This window comes from Streptomyces sp. NRRL WC-3742 (assembly GCF_000720635.1).
GTDB lineage: Bacteria > Actinomycetota > Actinomycetes > Streptomycetales > Streptomycetaceae > Kitasatospora.
In genome coordinates this window covers 111353-128922 of sequence record NZ_JOCF01000003.1, presented here as the reverse complement: position 1 = coordinate 128922, position 17570 = coordinate 111353, and the positions used below count along the sequence as shown (strand labels likewise).

Annotated in this window: 10 protein-coding genes; 2 read left to right on the top strand and 8 right to left on the bottom strand. The window is 75.4% G+C overall.

From position 1 onward, the window contains the following. Positions 1-234: 234 nt before the first annotated feature. Both IH61_RS0102965 and IH61_RS0102960 read left to right on the top strand, forming a co-directional pair. Positions 235-825 carry a lytic polysaccharide monooxygenase gene (locus IH61_RS0102965; protein WP_031064417.1) on the top strand — a complete coding sequence of 197 codons (591 nt, stop codon included), beginning with the start codon at positions 235-237 and terminating at the stop codon, positions 823-825. A 107-nt stretch (positions 826-932) separates the two neighbouring features. Next, positions 933-1748 (top strand): hypothetical protein, encoded by an 816-nt coding sequence (locus IH61_RS0102960; protein ID WP_234326997.1) that lies wholly within the window; start codon positions 933-935, stop codon positions 1746-1748. A gap of 47 nt (positions 1749-1795) precedes the next feature. Here IH61_RS0102960 and IH61_RS49870 read toward each other — a convergent pair whose 3' ends face one another. From IH61_RS49870 to IH61_RS0102920, 8 genes are all read right to left on the bottom strand, one after another. Beyond that, a complete protein-coding gene (locus tag IH61_RS49870) occupies positions 1796-7828 on the bottom strand; it encodes a beta-ketoacyl synthase N-terminal-like domain-containing protein (RefSeq protein WP_158844571.1) in 6033 nt (2010 codons plus the stop codon). Between the two features lie 307 nt (positions 7829-8135). After that, positions 8136-9443 carry a hypothetical protein gene (locus IH61_RS0102950; protein WP_031064409.1) on the bottom strand — a complete coding sequence of 436 codons (1308 nt, stop codon included), beginning with the start codon at positions 9441-9443 and terminating at the stop codon, positions 8136-8138. A 359-nt stretch (positions 9444-9802) separates the two neighbouring features. Further along, on the bottom strand, positions 9803-10591 hold the full coding sequence (locus tag IH61_RS0102945; protein ID WP_078910779.1) for an AfsR/SARP family transcriptional regulator: 789 nt from the start codon (positions 10589-10591) through the stop codon (positions 9803-9805). A 115-nt stretch (positions 10592-10706) separates the two neighbouring features. Beyond that, positions 10707-10916, bottom strand: a complete 210-nt coding sequence (locus IH61_RS0102940; RefSeq protein WP_031064403.1) for a hypothetical protein — start codon at positions 10914-10916, stop codon at positions 10707-10709. A gap of 11 nt (positions 10917-10927) precedes the next feature. Next, entirely contained in the window at positions 10928-12349 is a 1422-nt protein-coding gene (locus IH61_RS0102935; RefSeq protein WP_031064398.1) for a hypothetical protein, read from the bottom strand. Further along, positions 12346-13851, bottom strand: coding sequence for a hypothetical protein (locus tag IH61_RS0102930; protein ID WP_031064395.1), 1506 nt, complete (start codon positions 13849-13851; stop codon positions 12346-12348). The genes IH61_RS0102935 and IH61_RS0102930 overlap by 4 nt, the downstream gene beginning before the upstream one ends. Continuing rightward, entirely contained in the window at positions 13848-15929 is a 2082-nt protein-coding gene (locus IH61_RS42415) for an ATP-binding protein (RefSeq protein WP_031064392.1), read from the bottom strand. The genes IH61_RS0102930 and IH61_RS42415 overlap by 4 nt, the downstream gene beginning before the upstream one ends. Positions 15930-15998: 69 nt before the next feature. Further along, a complete protein-coding gene (locus IH61_RS0102920) occupies positions 15999-17564 on the bottom strand; it encodes a hypothetical protein (protein ID WP_158844568.1) in 1566 nt (521 codons plus the stop codon). Positions 17565-17570 lie beyond the last annotated feature (6 nt).

Here is a 17570-nt window from a genome sequence, read left to right as displayed (position 1 = left end):
GGTCGGTGGCGCGCGGGTCGGAGCTCTCGAAGGGCGCCGGGGTCGCGGCCCCGCCCGGCCTTGGCGCAAATGGTTCAGACCATTGACGCGGGGGGAAGCCTGATCCTACGGTGTGCGCAACCGCTCTGGCGTGGGCATGCCACGCCCCTCGGGCCGGTCGTCGTGCGCACCCCCACGCGTACGCGTATGTCCCGCGCCGGGCACACACTCCATCCACCCCCACGGAGGAGCACCATGCGCAAGCGCTACCTGATCGGGGCCGCCGCGGCCGCGATCATCCTGCCGATCGCGACGGCCCTACCGGCCCAGTCGCACGGCTTCATCAACCTCCCGCCGAGCCGTTCCGCGCTCTGCGGCGCCAACGCCGTCCCGTGGGACTGCGGCGACATCCAGTGGGAGCCGCAGAGCGTCGAGGGCCCCAAGGGCTTCCCGACCCGCGGGCCGGCGGACGGCACCATCTGCGCCGGGGCCGACGGGCGGTGGGCCCCGCTCGACGACCCGCACGGTGGCGCCTGGCCGACCACCAAGGTGACGGGGGGCCAGCAGCTCACCTTCACCTGGGAGATCGAGGCCCGGCACTCCACCACGAACTTCAAGTACTACCTCACCAAGCCCGGCTACGACGCCGGCCAGCCGATCACCCGGGCCTCGCTCGACCTCAACCCGTTCCTCACCGTCCCGTACAACGGCCGCCAGCCCGCCGCGACCACCACCCACACCGCGACCCTGCCCACCGGCCGCACCGGCCACCACGTGGTCGTGTCCGTGTGGACGATCGCCGACACCGGCAACGCCTTCTACTCCTGCACCGACGTTCTGTTCTAGCCCGAGATCCACGGCCGGGCCCGGTGCGTCGTTCGCCGGGCCCGGTCCCACCGCCATACGAAGGCATGGCGGCGTGACGGACGGCCGTGCGGGGTATCCGCGAGCGCATGACGAAATTCCGCAAACCGGATCGTTCCGAGCAACTCAGTACTGAAGGAACACTGGCCGAGGGCCTGGCCGAGCTGGTCAAGGAGGCCGAGGGCCCGGCCGGGGAGTCGCCGCACGGGCGGGGTCGGGCGCTGGTGGCCAAGGGCGCACGGGCGCTGGGGCGGGGAGGCCGGGCCGCCGCCCGGGGTACGGCGATCGGCGGGCGGGCGCTGACCGAGCAGCTGGTCCGGGCCGCGCCCCGCATCCCCGTCCGCGACCTCGCCACCCTGCGCGCCCAGCACCCCGGCGCGCAGGACCCCGAGGCCCTGGCCGACCTGCTGGTCACCGGCGCCACCCGGGCCTGCGGCGCCCTCGGCGCCGGCGTCGGGGCGGCGGCGATGCTGCCGGTGCCGCCCGCGATGCCGATGGAGATCGCCGCCGAGATCCTGGCGGTGGCGGCCGTCGAGGTGAAACTCGTCGCCGAGCTGCACGAGGTCTACGGCGCCCCGGCGGCCGGCACCGCCACCCAACGGGCCGGCGCCTACCTGGCGGCCTGGGCCGACCGGCGCGGCATCGACGCCCGCCTCCTCCTCCGCCCCGCCGGCTTCGCCGCCCTCACCCTGAGCGCCGAGGTCCGCCGCCGTGTCCGCCGCCGCCTCACCCGCAGCTGGATCCGCCGCCTGCCCACCCTGACCCCGCTCCTCCTCGGCGCGGGCATCGGCGCCAACATCAACCGCCGCGACACCCGGCGGCTCGCCCAGGAGGTCCGCGCCGACCTCCGCACCCGGCCGCCCGCCGACCCCTCCTACTGGCAGGCGGCCCGCCCGGCCCCGTGAGGGGGCTTCAGGTCCACGGCTCCCGGTAGGGGTAGTCATCCAGCGGCTCAAGGGCCTGTCGTTCCCGGGCCGTCGCCGCCGGGGCGCAGCGTGCGGGTGAGCCAGGTGCGGATGGCGTCCGCCGTGGTGGCGACGTGTTCGGTGAGGAGGGAGTGGTGGTCGCCCGGGATGTCGCCGGGGCGTAGGTGGAGGGTGGGGATGGTGGTCGGGGACGGCTTCCAGTCGAGGAAGATGCGGGCGTAGGCGCCCAGGGCGGCGAGGGCGGGGGCGGCGAGGTCGATCGCGGTGCGGCCGGCCAGTTCGGTGAGGGGTTCCTCGTCGCGGACGGGGTGGGTGTCGAGGAGGACCACGGCTTCGGCGGAGACCAGGTCGGCGACGGCCTGGGCGACCAGGCCGCCGGTGGAGCGGCCCAACAGGACCACCGGGCGGGAAAGCTGCCGGATGGAGGCGGCGTGGGCGAGGGCGAGGGCGTCCACGTCCTGGGGTACGGGGCCGCCGTCGTAGCCGGGGTGCGGGGCCAGCCACAGGCCGGGCAGGTGGCGGGCGAGGGGGCCGTACTCGCCGGGTGGGGAGACGAAGGCGGGGAAGCAGACGATGGCCGGGACGTCGCCGTCGCTCAGGCGTTGGGGGGCGGTGGTGGGGAAGGCCGTCGACGTGGGCAGCGCCCAGGAGGCGGAGACGAGCAGGTGCATGGCCTCGCGGGGCCTGCCGAGCTCGCACAGCCTGCGGTGGAGGGAGGTGAGGGTGTCGGGGGCCGGGGACTGTTGCGGCTGCAGGTGCTCGGCGATTGCCCTGGGCGTGGCGGAGTCGAACACGAGCGTGACGGGCAGGCGCAGGCCCGTGCGTTCCTCCAGGCGGTTGCGCAGTTCGATCGAGGTCAGGGAGTCGAAGCCGAGGTCGGAGATCGGGGTGTCCGGCTCGACGTCGGGGTAGCTCAGCACGGCGGCCACCTCGGCGCACACCAGCTCCAACGTGCTCGCGGACCGGGTGGGCCGGTTGGGTTGGGGCCTCTCGGCCGCCTTCGCCCCGGTCCGGCGGTCGAGGGCGACGGGTACCAGGACGGGCTCGTCGGTGCCGAGCGCCGCCTCCAGCAGTGCCACGCCCTCGGCGGGTGTGAGGGGCAGCAGGCCGGGGCCTCCGGTCAGGCCGGCCGCCATCCCGATCGTCCACGGGCCCCAGGCGAGGGAGAGGGCGGGCAGGCCCAACCGCCGCCGGTGGCGGGCGAGTTCGTCGAGGTAGCTGTTGGCCGCCGCGTAGTTGGCCTGCCCGGGGTGGCCGAGCACGCCGGCCGCCGAGGAGAACAGCACGAAGGCGTCCAGGTCCCGGTGCGCGGTCAACTCGTGGAGGTGCCGCGCGGCTTCGGCCTTGGGGCGCCACACCGTGTCCATCCGCGCCGGGGTCATCGAGGCGAGGACTCCGTCGTCGAGCACCCCGGCGGTGTGGATGACGGCCCGCAGGTCCTCGATCGAGTCGAGGAGCGCGGCGAGGGCGGCCCGGTCGGTGACGTCCAGTTTCGTCTCGCCGCTGCGGCTCGCGAGGACGACGCGAGCGCCCTTACCCCGCAGGTGGTCGGCGACCGCCCGGCCCAGGGCGCCGCCTCCGGTGATCAGGACGGTCCCGCGCCAGGTGAAGGCTCCGCCGCCGGGCACGGGCGCGAGGTCCGCCCGCTCGGCCACGAACTCTGCTTCACCGTCGCCGGGTTCGGCCAGGGTGAACCGCCCGGGGTGCTCCGCCTGCGCGACCCGGACCAGGCCCGCGACGGCCGCTCCGGCGAGGTCGTCCGGCCGGACCCGTACGGTCAAGTGCTCGTGGCCGGCCTGCAGTTCGCGCAGGACCAGCGCCAGGGCGGCCTCGGGCGCCTCGCCCCGGGGTACGTCGAGGACGCGGCCCTGCGGTCGGCCGGGGACCCGCCGCCACGACGGGCGGAACAGCGTGCCCCGGCCCGTCCCCGTCGCCCGTACGGTGAGCGACTCGATGTGCGCCACCGGCAGTCCCGTCCGGTCGGTCACGTCGATCCGCCCCTCGCGGATGCGCACGCGCAGTCCCGTGGCGCCCCGCGCCAGCAGGTGGACGCCGCGCAGGGCGAAGGGCACGCCGTCGTCGAGCAGCCGGGCCGGGTGCAGGGCCGCGTCGAACAGGGCGGGGTGCAGCGCGAACCGGCCCGCGTCCGGGAACTCGCCGCGGACCTCGCCGAACAGCTCGTCGCCGCGCCGCCACATCCGGCTCAGCCCGCGGAAGGCGGGCCCGTGCCCTCGGTCGGCCTGTTCGACGTCGAGCTCCTCGGCGTCCGGCGGGGGCCAGGCGCCGAGGTCCACCTCCGGCGCGGGCCGCCCGTCACCGACCGGCGGAGCCAGGCGGCCGTCGGCGCACAGGACCCCGTTCGCGTAGACCTCGAACGGCCGCGCGCCGTCCTCGCCGGGGCGGACGACGATCTCGGCCCGGCGGGTCTGCGGCAGGGGCACCGGCGCGTGCAGGACCAGTTCGTCGATGACGGAGCAGCCGGCCCGCTCCCCGGCGTACAAGACCAGCTCCACGATCGCCGTGGCGGGCAGGACCGCCGTTCCGTCGACGAGGTGGTCGCGCAGCCAGACCGGGCTGAGGTCGGCGGTGCACACCACCTCGCCGGTGCCCGGCACGGTCACGGTCGACTCGATCAGCGGGTGCTCGGCGCCGCGGTCGAGCCAGTAGCGCTGCCGCTGGAAGGCGCGGGTGCCCCGTAGCCGGGCCATCGCCTGCTCGGGGTCCGTGGTGGGGATGACGCCCTCGACGGAACCGCCCGAGCCGAGGTCGACCACGGTGGCGCCTCCGGCCATGGCCAGCTGCTCGGCGAGGCCGCCGACCGGCTCCCCCGCCCGACGTACCCACTCCCCGACCTCCTCCGGGCGGACCCCGAGGATCGGGACGACCGGCGGGGAGTACGTCAGACCCTCCGCCACCTCGGCGAACTGCGGCCTCCCGTGGGCCCCGGCCAGCCTCGCCGCGTCCGCCAGGGACAGGACGCCGGCCACGTGCGCCGCCGCGATCCGCCCCGGGCCGCGCCCGATCAGCGCGTCGGGGCGGTGGCCCCGGGACTCCAGGAGGCGGTACAGCGCCACCTCGTGGGCGAAGTGGGCGAAGTGCGCGATGTGGGCGGGCATGTCCCCGGGCTCGAACTGCGCACGCGCCTCCTCGTACGCCTCGGCGTACTCGGGGTACCGGGCGGCTGGCCCCCGTGACGACCCCTCCCGTTCCTCGTCCCGCTCCCCCCGCAGGAGGAACGCCACCCGCAGCTGCTCGTACTCCTCGACGATCACGTGCGCGTTGGTCCCCGAGATCCCGAAGGCCGACACCCCCGCACGGCGCGGACGCCCGTGCTCGGGCCACGGCGTCCGCTCGGTGACCAGGCGCAGCGCGCCGGCCGACCAGTCGACCTGCGGGCTCGTCTCGTCGACGTGCAGCATGGCGGGCACGCTGCGGTGCCGCATCGCCATCACGCTCTTGATCACGCCCGCGACCCCGGCGGCCGCCTGGGTGTGCCCGAGGTTGGACTTGACCGTGCCGACCAGCACCGGGTCCGTCCGGTCCTGCCCGTACGTGGCGAGCAGCGCGCCCGCCTCGATCGGGTCGCCGAGCGCCGTGCCGGTCCCGTGGGCCTCGACCACGTCGACGTCGGCGCCGGTCAGCCCCGCGTCGGCCAGCGCCTGCTGGATCACGGCCGCCTGCGCCGGCCCGCTGGGCGCGGTGAGCCCGTTGGACGCCCCGTCCTGGTTGACCGCGGAGCCCCGCAGCAGGGCGAGGATCGGGTGCCCGTTGCGCAGCGCGTCGGAGACTCGCTCGAGCACGAGCAGCCCGACGCCCTCCGACCAGGCGGTCCCGTCGGCGGCGGCGGAGAACGGCTTGACCCGCCCGTCCGGGGCGAGGCCCCGCTGGCGGCTGAACACCACGAAGCTGTCGGGCGTGGCCATGACGGTGGCGCCGCCCGCCAGGGCCAGGTCGCACTGGCCGCTGCGCAGGGAGTCCGCGGCGAGGTGCATGGCGACCAGCGAGGAGGAGCAGGCCGTGTCCAGGGTGAGGGCGGGCCCGTGCAGGCCCAGGTGGTAGGCGATCCGCCCGGAGGCGACGCTGCCCGCCGCGCCCAGGGCGATCTGCGACTGGAGCTGGTGCGCGGTGCCGTGGAAGCGTCCGGCGTAGTCGTTGTACATCAGGCCGACGAAGACGCCGGTGTTGCTGCCCCGCACGGATTCGGGGGCGATGCCCGCCCGCTCGAACGCCTGCCAGGCCGTCTCCAGCAGGAGTCGCTGCTGCGGGTCGGTGGCCAGGGCCTCGCGCGGGGACATGCGGAAGAAGCCCGCGTCGAACTCGGCCGCGTCGGCGAGGAATCCGCCGTGCCTGACGTAGCTGGTGCCCACGTGGTCGGGGTCCGGGTGGTACAGCTCCTCGAGCGGCCAGCCCCGGTCGGTGGGGAAGCCGGTGATCGCGTCCTGCCCGGAGGCGACCGCCCGCCAGAGGTCCTCGGGCCCGTTGATCCCGCCGGGGTAGCGGCAGGCCATGCCGACGATCGCGATCGGGTCGGTGGCCCGGCGGACGGGCGGCGGCGGGCCGGCCGGTCCGCCGGTGAGGTGGTCGGCGACGGCGCGGGGCGTGGGGTGGTCGAAGACGAGGGACGGCGACAGGGCGAGGCCCAGCTCGGCGACCAGCCGGTCGCGCAGGCGCACGGTGCCGAGCGAGTCGAGTCCGGCCTCGGCGAACGGCTGGTCGGCGTCGGGCGGCAGGCCCGTGATCCGCCCGGTCTCGCGCTGCACCACGTCGAGCAGGTACTGGAAGCGCAGGCGCCGCCGCACCGGCTTGCCCGAGGGGGTCTGCGGGATCCGGCTGACCGTGCGGACGGCCTCCGGCACCCGGTGGGGCGGCAGTTCGCGGCGGCAGGCGGCGAGCAGCGCCGCCGGGTCCGCCTCGCCCACGACGTAGGCGACGGGCACCTCGCCGAGGACGGGGTCGGGCTCGCCCGCCACGGCCACGTCCCGGACGCCCGGGCAGCGGGCGAGGACGCGTTCGATCTCCGCGGGGTGGAGGTTCTCCCCGCCCCGGATGATCGTCTCGCTCGCCCGCCCGGTGACCACCAGCCGGCCGCCCTCCTCCCGGCCGAGGTCCCCGGTGGCGTGCCACCCATCGCTGCCGGACGTCCGCAGATGGATCTCGCCGTCGACGAACCGGGTCTCGGTCCCGGGCAGCAGGACGCCGTCGACGGCGATCTTCCCGGACGCCTCCGTGCTGCCGTAGCCGTCGTGGAGCTCGCGGCCGTACCTGCGGCGGAACCGCTCCCGCAGCCCCTCCGGCAGCGGGGCCCCGGCCGACAGGCACAGCGGCGGCAACGGCGCGTCCAGGTCCAGGAGTTGGGTGAACACCGTGGGCACGCCGCCCAGGGCGGTGAACGGCGTACGGCGCAGCAGGGCGGCGGCGCCGTCCGCCGTGAAGCGGTCCATCAGGTGGGCGCTCGCGCCCAGGGCCAGGACGCCGACCAGGCACATCGAGTGCCCGAAGGCGTGGAACAGCGGCAGCGGCCAGAGCAGCCGGTCCTCGCCGGACATGCCCAGCAGCCCCCGGTAGGCGTGCTCCGCCGACCGGAGCCACGCCTCCTGCGTGGACGGCACGCCCTTCGGGTCCCCCGTGGTGCCGGAGGTGTAGTGCAGCCAGGCGGGCGCGTCCGGCGCCAGGTCGTCGCGCGGCGGCGTACGGGTGGGGGCGAGCAGGTCCTCGACGGCGGCCACCCGGACCCCGGCCACCCGCCTGACCTGTGCGAGGTGTTCGCGGTCGGTGACGACCAGGTCGGCGCCGCTGTCCTCCAGCCGGAACCGGAGGTCCTCGTCGCCGCACCGCGGGTCCAGCGGGACGCCCACGGCGGACGCGCGGCAGACGCCCAGCGTGGCGGTGACGGCGGGCACCCCGTTGCCCAGGAACAACGCCACCCGGCCGCCTTGGTCCACGGGCAGGTTGCCCGCCACCAGGGCGGTGCGGCGGGCGAGTTCGCCGTAGTCGACCGCTTCCTCGGCGTCGGTGAAGGCGGTCTTCCCCGTGCGCTCCGCCGCGTGGCGGAGGATCAACTCGTGCACCCTGCACCCCAGTGGTTCGTCGGCGGCCCGTCCCGGCCACTCTACCGACGGCCGCGCGGCGTCAACTCCCGCTCGGAGCGCGGCGACCAGCTCCGGTAGCTCGCGCATGTCGCCGAACAGCACCCGGCCCGTCCCGGCCAGCCGGTCGGCGGAGTTGACCCCGCCGGTGCAGCCGAGGGCGGGGATGCCCGCCGCGTTCGCGGCGCTGACCCGCGTCGGAGGTTCGGCCTCGTGAGGGTCACGCCGTGGGGTGGACGCAACGACGTCACGTCCACCCCACGGCTGCGGTGAAGGCCCGCTACGCGAAGCCTCCGACCTGCAGGCCGTTGTACAGGCGCATGGTTGACGCGATGTCCGTCACGTAGAGGTTGGGCGAGCATTCCGAGCGGTTTCCGCCGAGCGGGTTCTTGCAGTTCTGGCCCTTGATGGTCGCGGACAGGATGCCCACGGCGAACTTGGTGCCCTGCGTGCCGTACGAGTAGACGGGGCCGCCGCTGTCGCCCTTTCCTGCCATGTTGTTGCCGGCGAGCTGGTCGAGCTCGGCGACCACTCGAGTGTTTCCGTCGATCTTCTTCTCCTGGCCCGTGGCGACGGCCCTTCCGCCGCAGACCTCGCCCGTGAGCGCGCCGCTCACGCAGTAGTCCATGCCGTTGTAGAGGAATCCGGGGCCGGTGAACTTCGACGGGTACTGGCTGGCCGACCTGACCGGTCCGCCGGTGTAGAACCACGGCGATGCCTTGTCGACCAGGATGAACGCACTGTCGTAGAGCGCGATCTGGTCCTTCACCTCGCCGATCACCACACCGTTGCCGCTCCTGACCGTGGTGTGCGCCGACACGCAGTGCGCGGCGGTGATCAGGTAGTACTGGTCGATTTTCGCGGGGTTGTACTCCTTGGGCCACTTGGCGCCGAAGGAGGAGGTGCAGAGCCCGGCCTTGCCGTCCTTCACGGTCTTGATGAGGGCTCCGCCGAACCAGGGGGAGTTGTCCGCCTCCCTCAGGCCCGTGTCATGGGCGGCTTCCTCCGGTGCGAGGGCGACGGGGATGCCGCGGGTGAGGCTGTCCGGGATGGCGGCCGCGTCCCCGAGGGCCTCCCGGTTCTCGCCCCTCGCCGCGAGCTGGGCGGAGTCGATGCCGATCTTCAGCGAGTTGCCGTCCTCGCTCGGTCCCGCACTGATGATCTCCGCGCCGTTGACGCGGACGTCCGAGGTGATGATCGCATGCGCCCGTTCCTTCAGCTCCTCCGCGGTGAAGCGCGAGGGAACGACCGAGACGGCCACGCCCCGGGCGCGCTGGGCCGCCACCAGATCGCGGACGTTCTTGGGGAGTTCACCCTTCCAGTAGAGGGTGTACCCCTGGTCCTTCACCGACACGGTGATGTTGCTGTACCCCGTGGCCGGGTCCAGGTGAGCCTGCCGGTTCACCTCGTCCGCCGCCGCGGCGATCCGGCTCTGGGCCTCGTAGAACGCCTCGGCGGTGGCGCCGTCCACCGGACCGGCCGGACCGGCCGACGCGGCGGAAGCCGGAACCGCCAGCAGGGGCGCGGAGAGCACGAGCGAGGCCCCGCTGAGCAGCGCGGCCAGTCGCCGCCGTACCTGGTGTGACATCAATTCACCTTCCTGATCGGACCGTTCACTCCTTCGCGTGCGCACGCTTGTTAGGTCAAACGCGCCGGCCGGGGCGGCGGGTTCAGTCGCGTTCGACGGGGACCTGGCGGCGGCACTGCCGCAGCGCCTCTCCGACAACGGGACCCCGGACCACCTCTGGCGCCCGATCTGACGCCCGCTCACCGGAAAGACCCCGGCCGGCCCGCTCCCTCGGCCTCGCCGCCCAACTGCTCATCGGAGTCACCCGCCGGCTCCACCTCGCAGGCGGCCGCCTGCACGGGACCGCGGCACCCGCGATGTGACCGGCCGGAGGGCGCCGCGCACCGACACCACCCACCCACCTGCCGCGTCGACGGACGTCAGTTCTCCCGGGCCTGCGAGGGGAGGCGCGGGAGGCGGACGGCGTCGCAGTGGGCGCGCAGGAGCATGGAGAGGTCGCGGCCGGGTTCGACGCCGAGTTCGCGGCGGGTGAGGCCGTGGTAGGTGTCGTAGGTGCGCAGCGCCTCGACGAGGTTGCCCTCCGCCAAGTGGGCCTCGATCAGGACGCGTTGGGCGCTCTCCCGCAGCGGTTCGACGCCGACGGCGACCATCGCGGACTCCACGGCCTCGGCGCAGCGGCCGGCCACGACGAGGTGGCGGCTGAGCGCCTCCAGGCCGTGGAGCAGGCGCTGGCGGATGCGTTCGCGCTCGATGAGCACCCAGTCGTCGTACCAGCCGGGCAGCAGGTCGAGAGCGTCGGCGCGCCAGCGGAAGGTGTGGAGGTCCTCGGAGGTGGCGGTGCCGGCGATCAGGCGGCCGGCCCAGTCGCAGAGCACGTTCAGGTCGACGACGGTGTGCTCGCGCACCGAGAGTGAACACTTGTCGGAATCGAGAACGTCGATTCCGGCCGCTTTGAGCCGCCAGAGCGCCGAGCGCAGGTTGCCCGCGGCGCGGAGGTCGTCGCCCAGCGGCCAGAGGGTTCCGGCGGCGTGGCGGCGTTCGACCCAGCCGCCGTTGAGGGCGACGAAGGCGAGCAGTCGCTTGCTGCCTTCGGGAACCTCCAGGCGGCGGCCCGCATGCACCACTCGCGGAGTGCCGAAGAGGTGCAGGGTCGGCGCGTCGTCCTGAGTCGGGGTCAGGTTCGGCGATTCCAGAGACGGAGCAAGCATGACGGTCCTCCCGCTCGAAGCCCGGCCCCCCGATGCTATGGGCGATGTCGTCACCGCTTCGTCACGGTGCGCAATCGAATGGTGCTTGCCCGCCCTGTTCCCTCCGTACTCCTCCTCAGCTCTGTCCACTTGCGACCCGGCAGCCCCGGAGGAAGTCCGCCACCATCGTCAGCACCGCCCCCGCGTCGGTCGCCCGGCCGCGCGACTCGGCGGACGCCCGCCGCAGGTCGGTGCTGGCCGTCACCGTGATCAGGAAGCGCCCCGACGCCTGCGGCTCCACCCGCACCACGCACACCCCGCCGTAGGGCGGTTGCTCCTCGTCCACCGGTCTCACCTCTACCGGCCGCTCGAGCACGAGAGCTGGTTCTGCCGTACGAACGCGACCCACCCGCCCGTCCAGCCGTCCGTCGCCGCGAGGTCCCCGGAGCCTGCGAAGTCCGCTACGGGTACCAGGATGTCCACGTCGGCGGCGCTCTGGAGCGTGATGCGGCCGCGGTGCTGCGCCTGCTGGACGGCCGCCGCGATGTCGGCCGGGGTGCCGTGGCAGAAGCGCAGGTTCAGCTGTTGGCCGAGGAGCCTGACCACCTCCTGGTGCAGCCCGCTCGCGGCGGCGGCGGATCCTCCGGAGGAGACCTGCACCGGCAGGTACCCGGCGGGCGGCAGGTCGCCGAACCCCCGTTCGGCGAGCGGGGGTTGGGGCAGCGCCTGGGCGGCCTGCGCGTCGGCGATCCGGCGGCCGACGTTCTCGATGGCCTCCTCGACCTTCGCCTTCATCGCCAGGGCGACCTGGGAGCGGGTGTTCGCGGCCTTCTCGACGATCTCCATCAACTCCGCGCGGGTGTGCGCCAGTTCCTCCTCGGCCGCCGCGCTCGCCACCGCCGCGCCCGCCGGATCGCCCCGCCACTCGGCCAACTGGGCCTGGAACTGCAGGATCTGGGCGACGAAGACGTTCCACGGCCGCATGCCCAGCCGCCCCTGCCACCACCGCTCCGGCGGCGGCGCGCCGACCTCCCGGCGGGCGGACCAGGCGTCGACGACCCACTGTGCGGGGTTGTTCCCGATCGGGATCAGCACCGCGAGCCGAACGGGCGGCCGCCCGTAGACGACCGGTGGCTCCCAGTCGGCGGGCAGCGCGGCCGGGGTGGCGAGCCACGGCGTGTCGGACTTCTGCTCCTGCCCGAACAGCCAGGAGGCCAGCAGGTTCCGGCGGGCGGAGTCCTTCGCCGCGCCGAGGCCGGGGAGGGTGTCCGGCACCAGGTCGATGCGGACGCCCTCGGCGGTGAACTGCTTGTTGGTCGTGCCTCCGGCGCACGGGTCCTCGCACAGCAGGCCCTGGACGGCGGTGTCGCCGTAGTTCCAGTTCGCCCGGGACACCACGACCCACCAGAAGGTGTCGTTCTCCGGCTTGAGGGTCTTCAGCGGCAGCGAGACCTGCCGCCCGGAGCGCAGGGGCCTGCCCGCCGAGTCGATCGCCAGCCCGGCGCCGACCTGCAACTCGCCGCGCTCGATGAACACCTGGAAGCCCTCGACCACGCCGGGGCCGCCGGAGCGGCCGACCGCCGCGCCGAACTCCCGGGCGTAGTCCTGGATCTGGTCCAGGTGCTCCGCGCGCAGGAACAGTCCGTCGAAGGGGTGCAGCCGGTCGATGCCGCCGCCCGCCGTCCCCGGCGTGCCGTCGGAGTTCCCGTCGGGGGTGCCGGTCTGGGTGGTGGCGGCGGTGACGGTGTCGGCCGGGGCTCCGCTGTCGGCGATGGTCATGACTCGGCCCTCCCGGCCTCGGCGGTGTGGTTCAACTGGGCGGTGACCACGGCGTCGTGGCCGTCGTCCGCACCGGCCGCCGGGCCGTCCCTCAGTCCGGCGAACGGCACCCGCGGGTCCGTCCCGTAGCAGGGCTGCGGGCCGGTGCCCCGGATCAGGACGCGGACCAGCGGGTCGGCGGGCGGCTGGTCGAGGTCGACGACGGCCCGGGTGTCGCCGTCGGTCAGCCGGACCCCGGCCACCGTGCTCGCGGACCAGCCCGCGCCGTGCGCGGAGAGCGAGGTGACGCTGAGGGCCTGGGCCAGCGAGGCGCGGTCCACGGGCCTGTCGAAGCAGAAGCTCAGGCAGGTGTCGCCCCGGGACCAGCGCAGCGAGGCCGGATCGAGGCGCGGCCCCCCGGCGTCCTCGCGCAGGGTCTCGCCGAGCAGGGCGGGGGCCAGCCCGCAGAGCAGTTCCTGGATCGCCCCGGTGGGCAGCAGCGCCGTTCGCGCGTCCTGCCGGATCCCGACGTTGGCGACGCCCACCTCGCCGGGCCGGGTGACCACGTCGAAGGTGAGCTTGGCGAGCACCACCGGCGCGTGGTCCTCCGCCACCGGGAAGAGCTGCGGGCAGGAGTCGCCCTCCTCGTGCTCGGGCGCGTCCTCGATCGCGTCGCAGGCCGCCAACTGGCGGAACTCGGAGAGGAGTTGCTGCGCCCGCAGGCCGGGCGGAGCGGACCGGACACGGTCGGCGGCCTCGGCCCCCTGACGGCCCGCCGCGTCCTGCGGACCGGCGACCCCGTCCAGCCCGAACAGCACCCGGACCCGGTGGTACGGGCGGCGCCGGGGCGGCTCGTCCAGCCGGATCGCCAGCCGGACGGTCTCGACGACCCGGGAGTAGTCGTCGTGGCGGCGGGTGACGTCGCACGGGTCGGCCAGGGCCGGGACCGGGCGGCTCGCGCAGGTGCCGAACTCGGCCACCAGCCAGGCCGTCACACTGCGGCTCTCCGCCGCGCAGGGGTCCGGTTGTGCACGGGCCGGCGCCGGGTGGTCGGTGGCCCAGCGGGTCGCCCAGGCGACCAGCGACGGGCAGCCCTCGGCCTCCAGCGCGAGTTCGCGCCCCCAGCCGTCCACCGCGAGGCCCGGCGAGACGTGCAGCCGGTCCCCGTCGGCGTCCAGCCTGACCCCGTACCCCCAGAGCACGCCGGAGCCGTGCAGCCAGGCGGCGTGCAGCATCTGCTTGCCGCGCGGGTTGCCCATCAGCACGCGGAAGTCGTCCTCGCCGAGCAGCATGCCGAAGGCCACCCGCAGGGACTGGTACGGGGTGACCGGCAGGTCGCCCTGCTGGCAGGGGTCGGCGGCGCCGGGGCTGCTCGCCGCGCCGCCTCCGGGGCCACCTCCCGAACCGCCTCCGGACCCGCCTCCGGAGCCGCAGGGGCCGCACGGGCCGGACGTCCCGGTCCCCGCTGTCGTCGTGGTACCGCCGCAGCCGCACGGTGCGCTGCTGCTGCCGAGCGCCGTCATGACCTCTCCTCCCTGGTGGACCCGGTGGTGGCCGCGCCGAGCGCCCGCAGCGCCCGCTCGTCCGCGACCGCCCCGGGTGGGGCGGCCGACTCCGCCGGGAACGGCCGGTTCGCCTTGGCGTACTCCCGCCGCATCGCGTCGATCAGCTGCCGCTGGCCGACCCGCCCGCCGGCCTCCGCCGCGCGGAAGGCGGCGGCGATCGCGGCGTTGCGGATCCAGCCGCCGGGCACGGGGTAGCGGTGGGCGAGCGCCGCGAGGTCGACGTCCTCGTCCCGTACGGCGGCCGGCAGGTGCAGCCGCCAGAGCCGGTGCCGGTCCGGCTCGCCCGGGAGGTCGAAGGTGACCACGAAGTCCATCCGGCGGACGAACGCGGCGTCGATGTTCTGCCGCAGGTTGGTGGCCAGCACGGCGAGGCCGTCGAAGCGGTCCAGCCGCTGGAGGAGGTAGGCCGTCTCCAGGTTGGCGAACCGGTCGTTGGCCTCCGAGATCTCCGTCCTCGTCCCGAACAGCGCGTCCGCCTCGTCCAGGAACAGCACCGCCTGCATCCGCTCCGCGGCGTCGAAGGCGGCGGAGAGGTTCTTCTCCGTCTCCCCGATCCACTTCGAGACCACCCGCGAGACGTCCACCACCAGCAGGTCCGTGCCCGCGGCCGTCGCCAGCACCTCGGCGGCGAGCGACTTGCCGGTGCCGGGGGCGCCGCTGAACAGCAGCCGCACCCCCCGGTCGGCGCGGGCGCTCTCGCGCAGCCGCCAGTCGTCCAGGACCAGCGACTGGTACGCCAACCGGGAGACGGCGTCGCGTAGTTGGCGGTCCGACTCCTCCGCGAGCACCAGCCGCCCCCAGGGCGCGCTCGGGCTCAGCAGGTCCACTCCGGGCGGCAGGACGGCGCCGGCCCTGGTCCGGATCGCGGCGGAGACGTCCGTCGGCTCGCCGTCCGGCGCCAGCTCGGCGCTGCTGTGCACGTCCAGCGCCACCTGCGCCGTCAGTGCCGGGTCCAGCGGGTGACGGGCGGCCAGCTCCGGGGCCCGCCCGGCCGCGTCGGGCAGGGCGGCCCGCCAGGCGGCCCGGCGGTCCTCGGTGTCGATCGGCCCGACGGGGACGGTCAGCACCGCCCGTTCCGGGCCCGGCCGGACGGCACCCGGCTCGGCGCACACCAGGATCGGGCCCACCACCCGGCGCAGGTCCAGCAGCGTCGGCCCGGCCCCCTCCTCCGGCCGCGGCGCCACCAGGACGGGCACCCCGCCACGGGCCGCCGCGTGCAGGCCGAGCAGGCCCAGGCCGGAGGGGTACTCGGGGCGGGTGCGGCCCGCGACCGGCCGCAGCCCGGCGGCGCGCGCCAGGGCGGCGCAGCGGCTGAGCGCGACCGTCTCGTCGTGCGCGGTGACGATCACCGTGCGCGGCGCGGTGGAACGCAGAGCGGCGACGGCGCGCCGGGCGGCCGGGCGGGCCAGCCAGCTCTCCAGACCCGCGACCGGCGGCCCGGCCTCCACCTCCGTCAGCGCGCCCGGCCAGGCCGCGCAGCCGTGCAGGGCCTCCCACAGCTGGTCGGCCAGGCGGAGACTGCGGTCGTGGAACGTCCCCTCGCCGGTGACCGCGAGGGCGCCGCTGCGGACGGCCACGCCCTCGTGCAGCAGTGCGCGCAGCGCCACCCGGTCGACGGCCGGGCCCGCGGTCGCCTCGCGGTGCGGGCCCTCGCCGAGCAGCAGGGCCGCCAGGCCGACGCTCGGATGGGAGTCGCCGCGCGGGTGCATGGTGCGGAAGATCCTCGCCAGGCCCTCGTGCTCCTCCGGGAGGCCGGCGAGGAGGAGCAGGTCGAGCTCGGGCCCGGTCAGGCTCAGGCGGGAGGCGAGGCGGTGCACGGGCTCGGCATCGGCGGCGTACGGCTGCGCCTCCTCGGCCGCGGCCTCGGCCCAACTGCGGAGGAAGCCGACGAGGTCCTCGGCGGTCTCCCGGTCGCAGGTGGACTCGAGCAGCCGGGCGAGTCGTAGTGCGACCACGGCGGCGCGGGCGGAGAGGCCGCGGCTGACGGCTTCGGCAACTCCGGGGCGGGCGTGGCTGGTTGCGTTCAGCTCATGCACGGGCGCACCTCGCAGGTGCGCCGAGCCGGGGCACCCGGCCCCGCACCGCGCACGCTTGTCGCTGTCGGCTCACTCATAGACGTACCTCACGACCGCGCCGAGCCAGGGCACCCACCCCGGGTCCAGGTCCAGCCCGGCCCGGCGGGCCGTCAGGTCGGTCTCGGCCACGGGCAGCCGGACCTCGATCCACCCCGGCTCGGCGCACACCTCGCCGGTGCGCCGGGCCAGTTGCCGGACGGCGGCGCGGTGATCCGCCGGATCGCCCGCCGGGGCGAGGCGTTCGGCGGTGACCTCGGCCCAGCGGTCGGCCAGCTCGCGTACGCGGGCACGCTCGGCGTGTGTGGGCGGCCCGGCGGCGAGGAGGGTGTCGGCCCGGTCGGCGCCGAGGCCCGCGAGTGCGAGCAGCGCCGGGTCCGCCGGGGGCGCCTCGGGGAGCAGCTCGCGGCCGATCCGGTACAGCACCCACCGCAGGGGGCGGGCACCCAGCGCCGGGTCGTCCAGGGCTCGCTGCGGGAGACCGGCTTCGGGGGCGGTCGCCAGGAGGAAGAGCAGCCCGGCCCAGGCGGTCCCGATGCCGGTGCGGTCGTCCGCCGGTACCGCCTGAGGTTCCTCCTCGAAGTCCCCTTCATCGAGCGGGAGTTCCGCCAAGGGATCGGCGTCGGAGCCTTCCTGAGGCTCCACGGTGGCCGCCTCGCCGGGGGGACGCCTGGCCGTCTCCGCCTCCGGGCTCTCCGCTTCCTCGAACGTCACGGGCTCCGCCGCCGTCGGGGCCACCGCCGACGGCCGGGCCTCCAGGCCGAGCACCGCCCCCAGCTCCGCCGCGAGTGCCTGCGGGAGCCCGGGGTGCGGGCGCCGGTGGAGCGAACCGGGGTCGGCCTCGGCCGCCGCCAGCACCGCCCAGGCCGCCAGGGTGCCGGGCCCCGGCCGCAACCGGGCCGAGCGCGCCAGCCGGACCAGGACCGATCCGGCCAGCAGCGTCCGCGCGAGCCCGCCAACGGGTGCGGCCGCCGGGGCGGCAGCCCCCGGGCCCGATCCGACCGGCCCGGGACCGCACCAGGAAGCCACGGCCGCGAGCGCCGCCACCGCCTGCCAGCCCTCTTCGCCGAACAACCGCTCCAGGGAGGGCAATCCGCCCTCCACCGCCGCCCGCAGGACAGCGGCCGCCACATGCTGCGGCGCCCGGCCGAGCACGGCGAGTACCGCCGCACGCGGCTCGACCGTCGGCGCCGGATCGCCCGTCCGCACCACGCCCGCCTGCTGCCAGGCCCACAGCCGCCCGAGCCGCCCGGCGGCCACCCCGGCCACCACCTCGGCGAGCAACTCGACGTCATTCCGGTAGTGGACGACCTCGCCGCGCCCCTCGCGTACGGTCCGCTCGATCGCGGCGGCCACCGCCGCCGCCCAGTCCTGCCCGAGGGCCGGACCGGACCGGGCGGGGTCGAGCGGCACCGACAGCCGCAGCCGCCTCACGCACCAGTGCCCGGGCGGCAACCGCACGTCCCGCAACGCCCGCTCCAGGCCCCCGTCGACGACACGCCGCAGCGGCTCCCCGAGCGCGTCCCGCCCGGCCTCGACCGAGCCGTCGTCGTGCAGCGTCGCCGAGAACCGCCCGATCACCACCGCAGGCCCGCTCATCCGCGC

Coding starts and splice junctions, on each gene's coding strand:
- IH61_RS0102965 (WP_031064417.1), top strand. CDS start 235: ATGCGCAAGCGCTACCTGATCGGGGCCGCCGCGGCCGCGATCATCCTG.
- IH61_RS0102960 (WP_234326997.1), top strand. CDS start 933: ATGACGAAATTCCGCAAACCGGATCGTTCCGAGCAACTCAGTACTGAA.
- IH61_RS0102950 (WP_031064409.1), bottom strand. CDS start 9,443: ATGTCACACCAGGTACGGCGGCGACTGGCCGCGCTGCTCAGCGGGGCC.
- IH61_RS0102945 (WP_078910779.1), bottom strand. CDS start 10,591: ATGCTTGCTCCGTCTCTGGAATCGCCGAACCTGACCCCGACTCAGGAC.
- IH61_RS0102935 (WP_031064398.1), bottom strand. CDS start 12,349: ATGACCATCGCCGACAGCGGAGCCCCGGCCGACACCGTCACCGCCGCC.
- IH61_RS0102930 (WP_031064395.1), bottom strand. CDS start 13,851: ATGACGGCGCTCGGCAGCAGCAGCGCACCGTGCGGCTGCGGCGGTACC.
- IH61_RS0102920 (WP_158844568.1), bottom strand. CDS start 17,564: ATGAGCGGGCCTGCGGTGGTGATCGGGCGGTTCTCGGCGACGCTGCAC.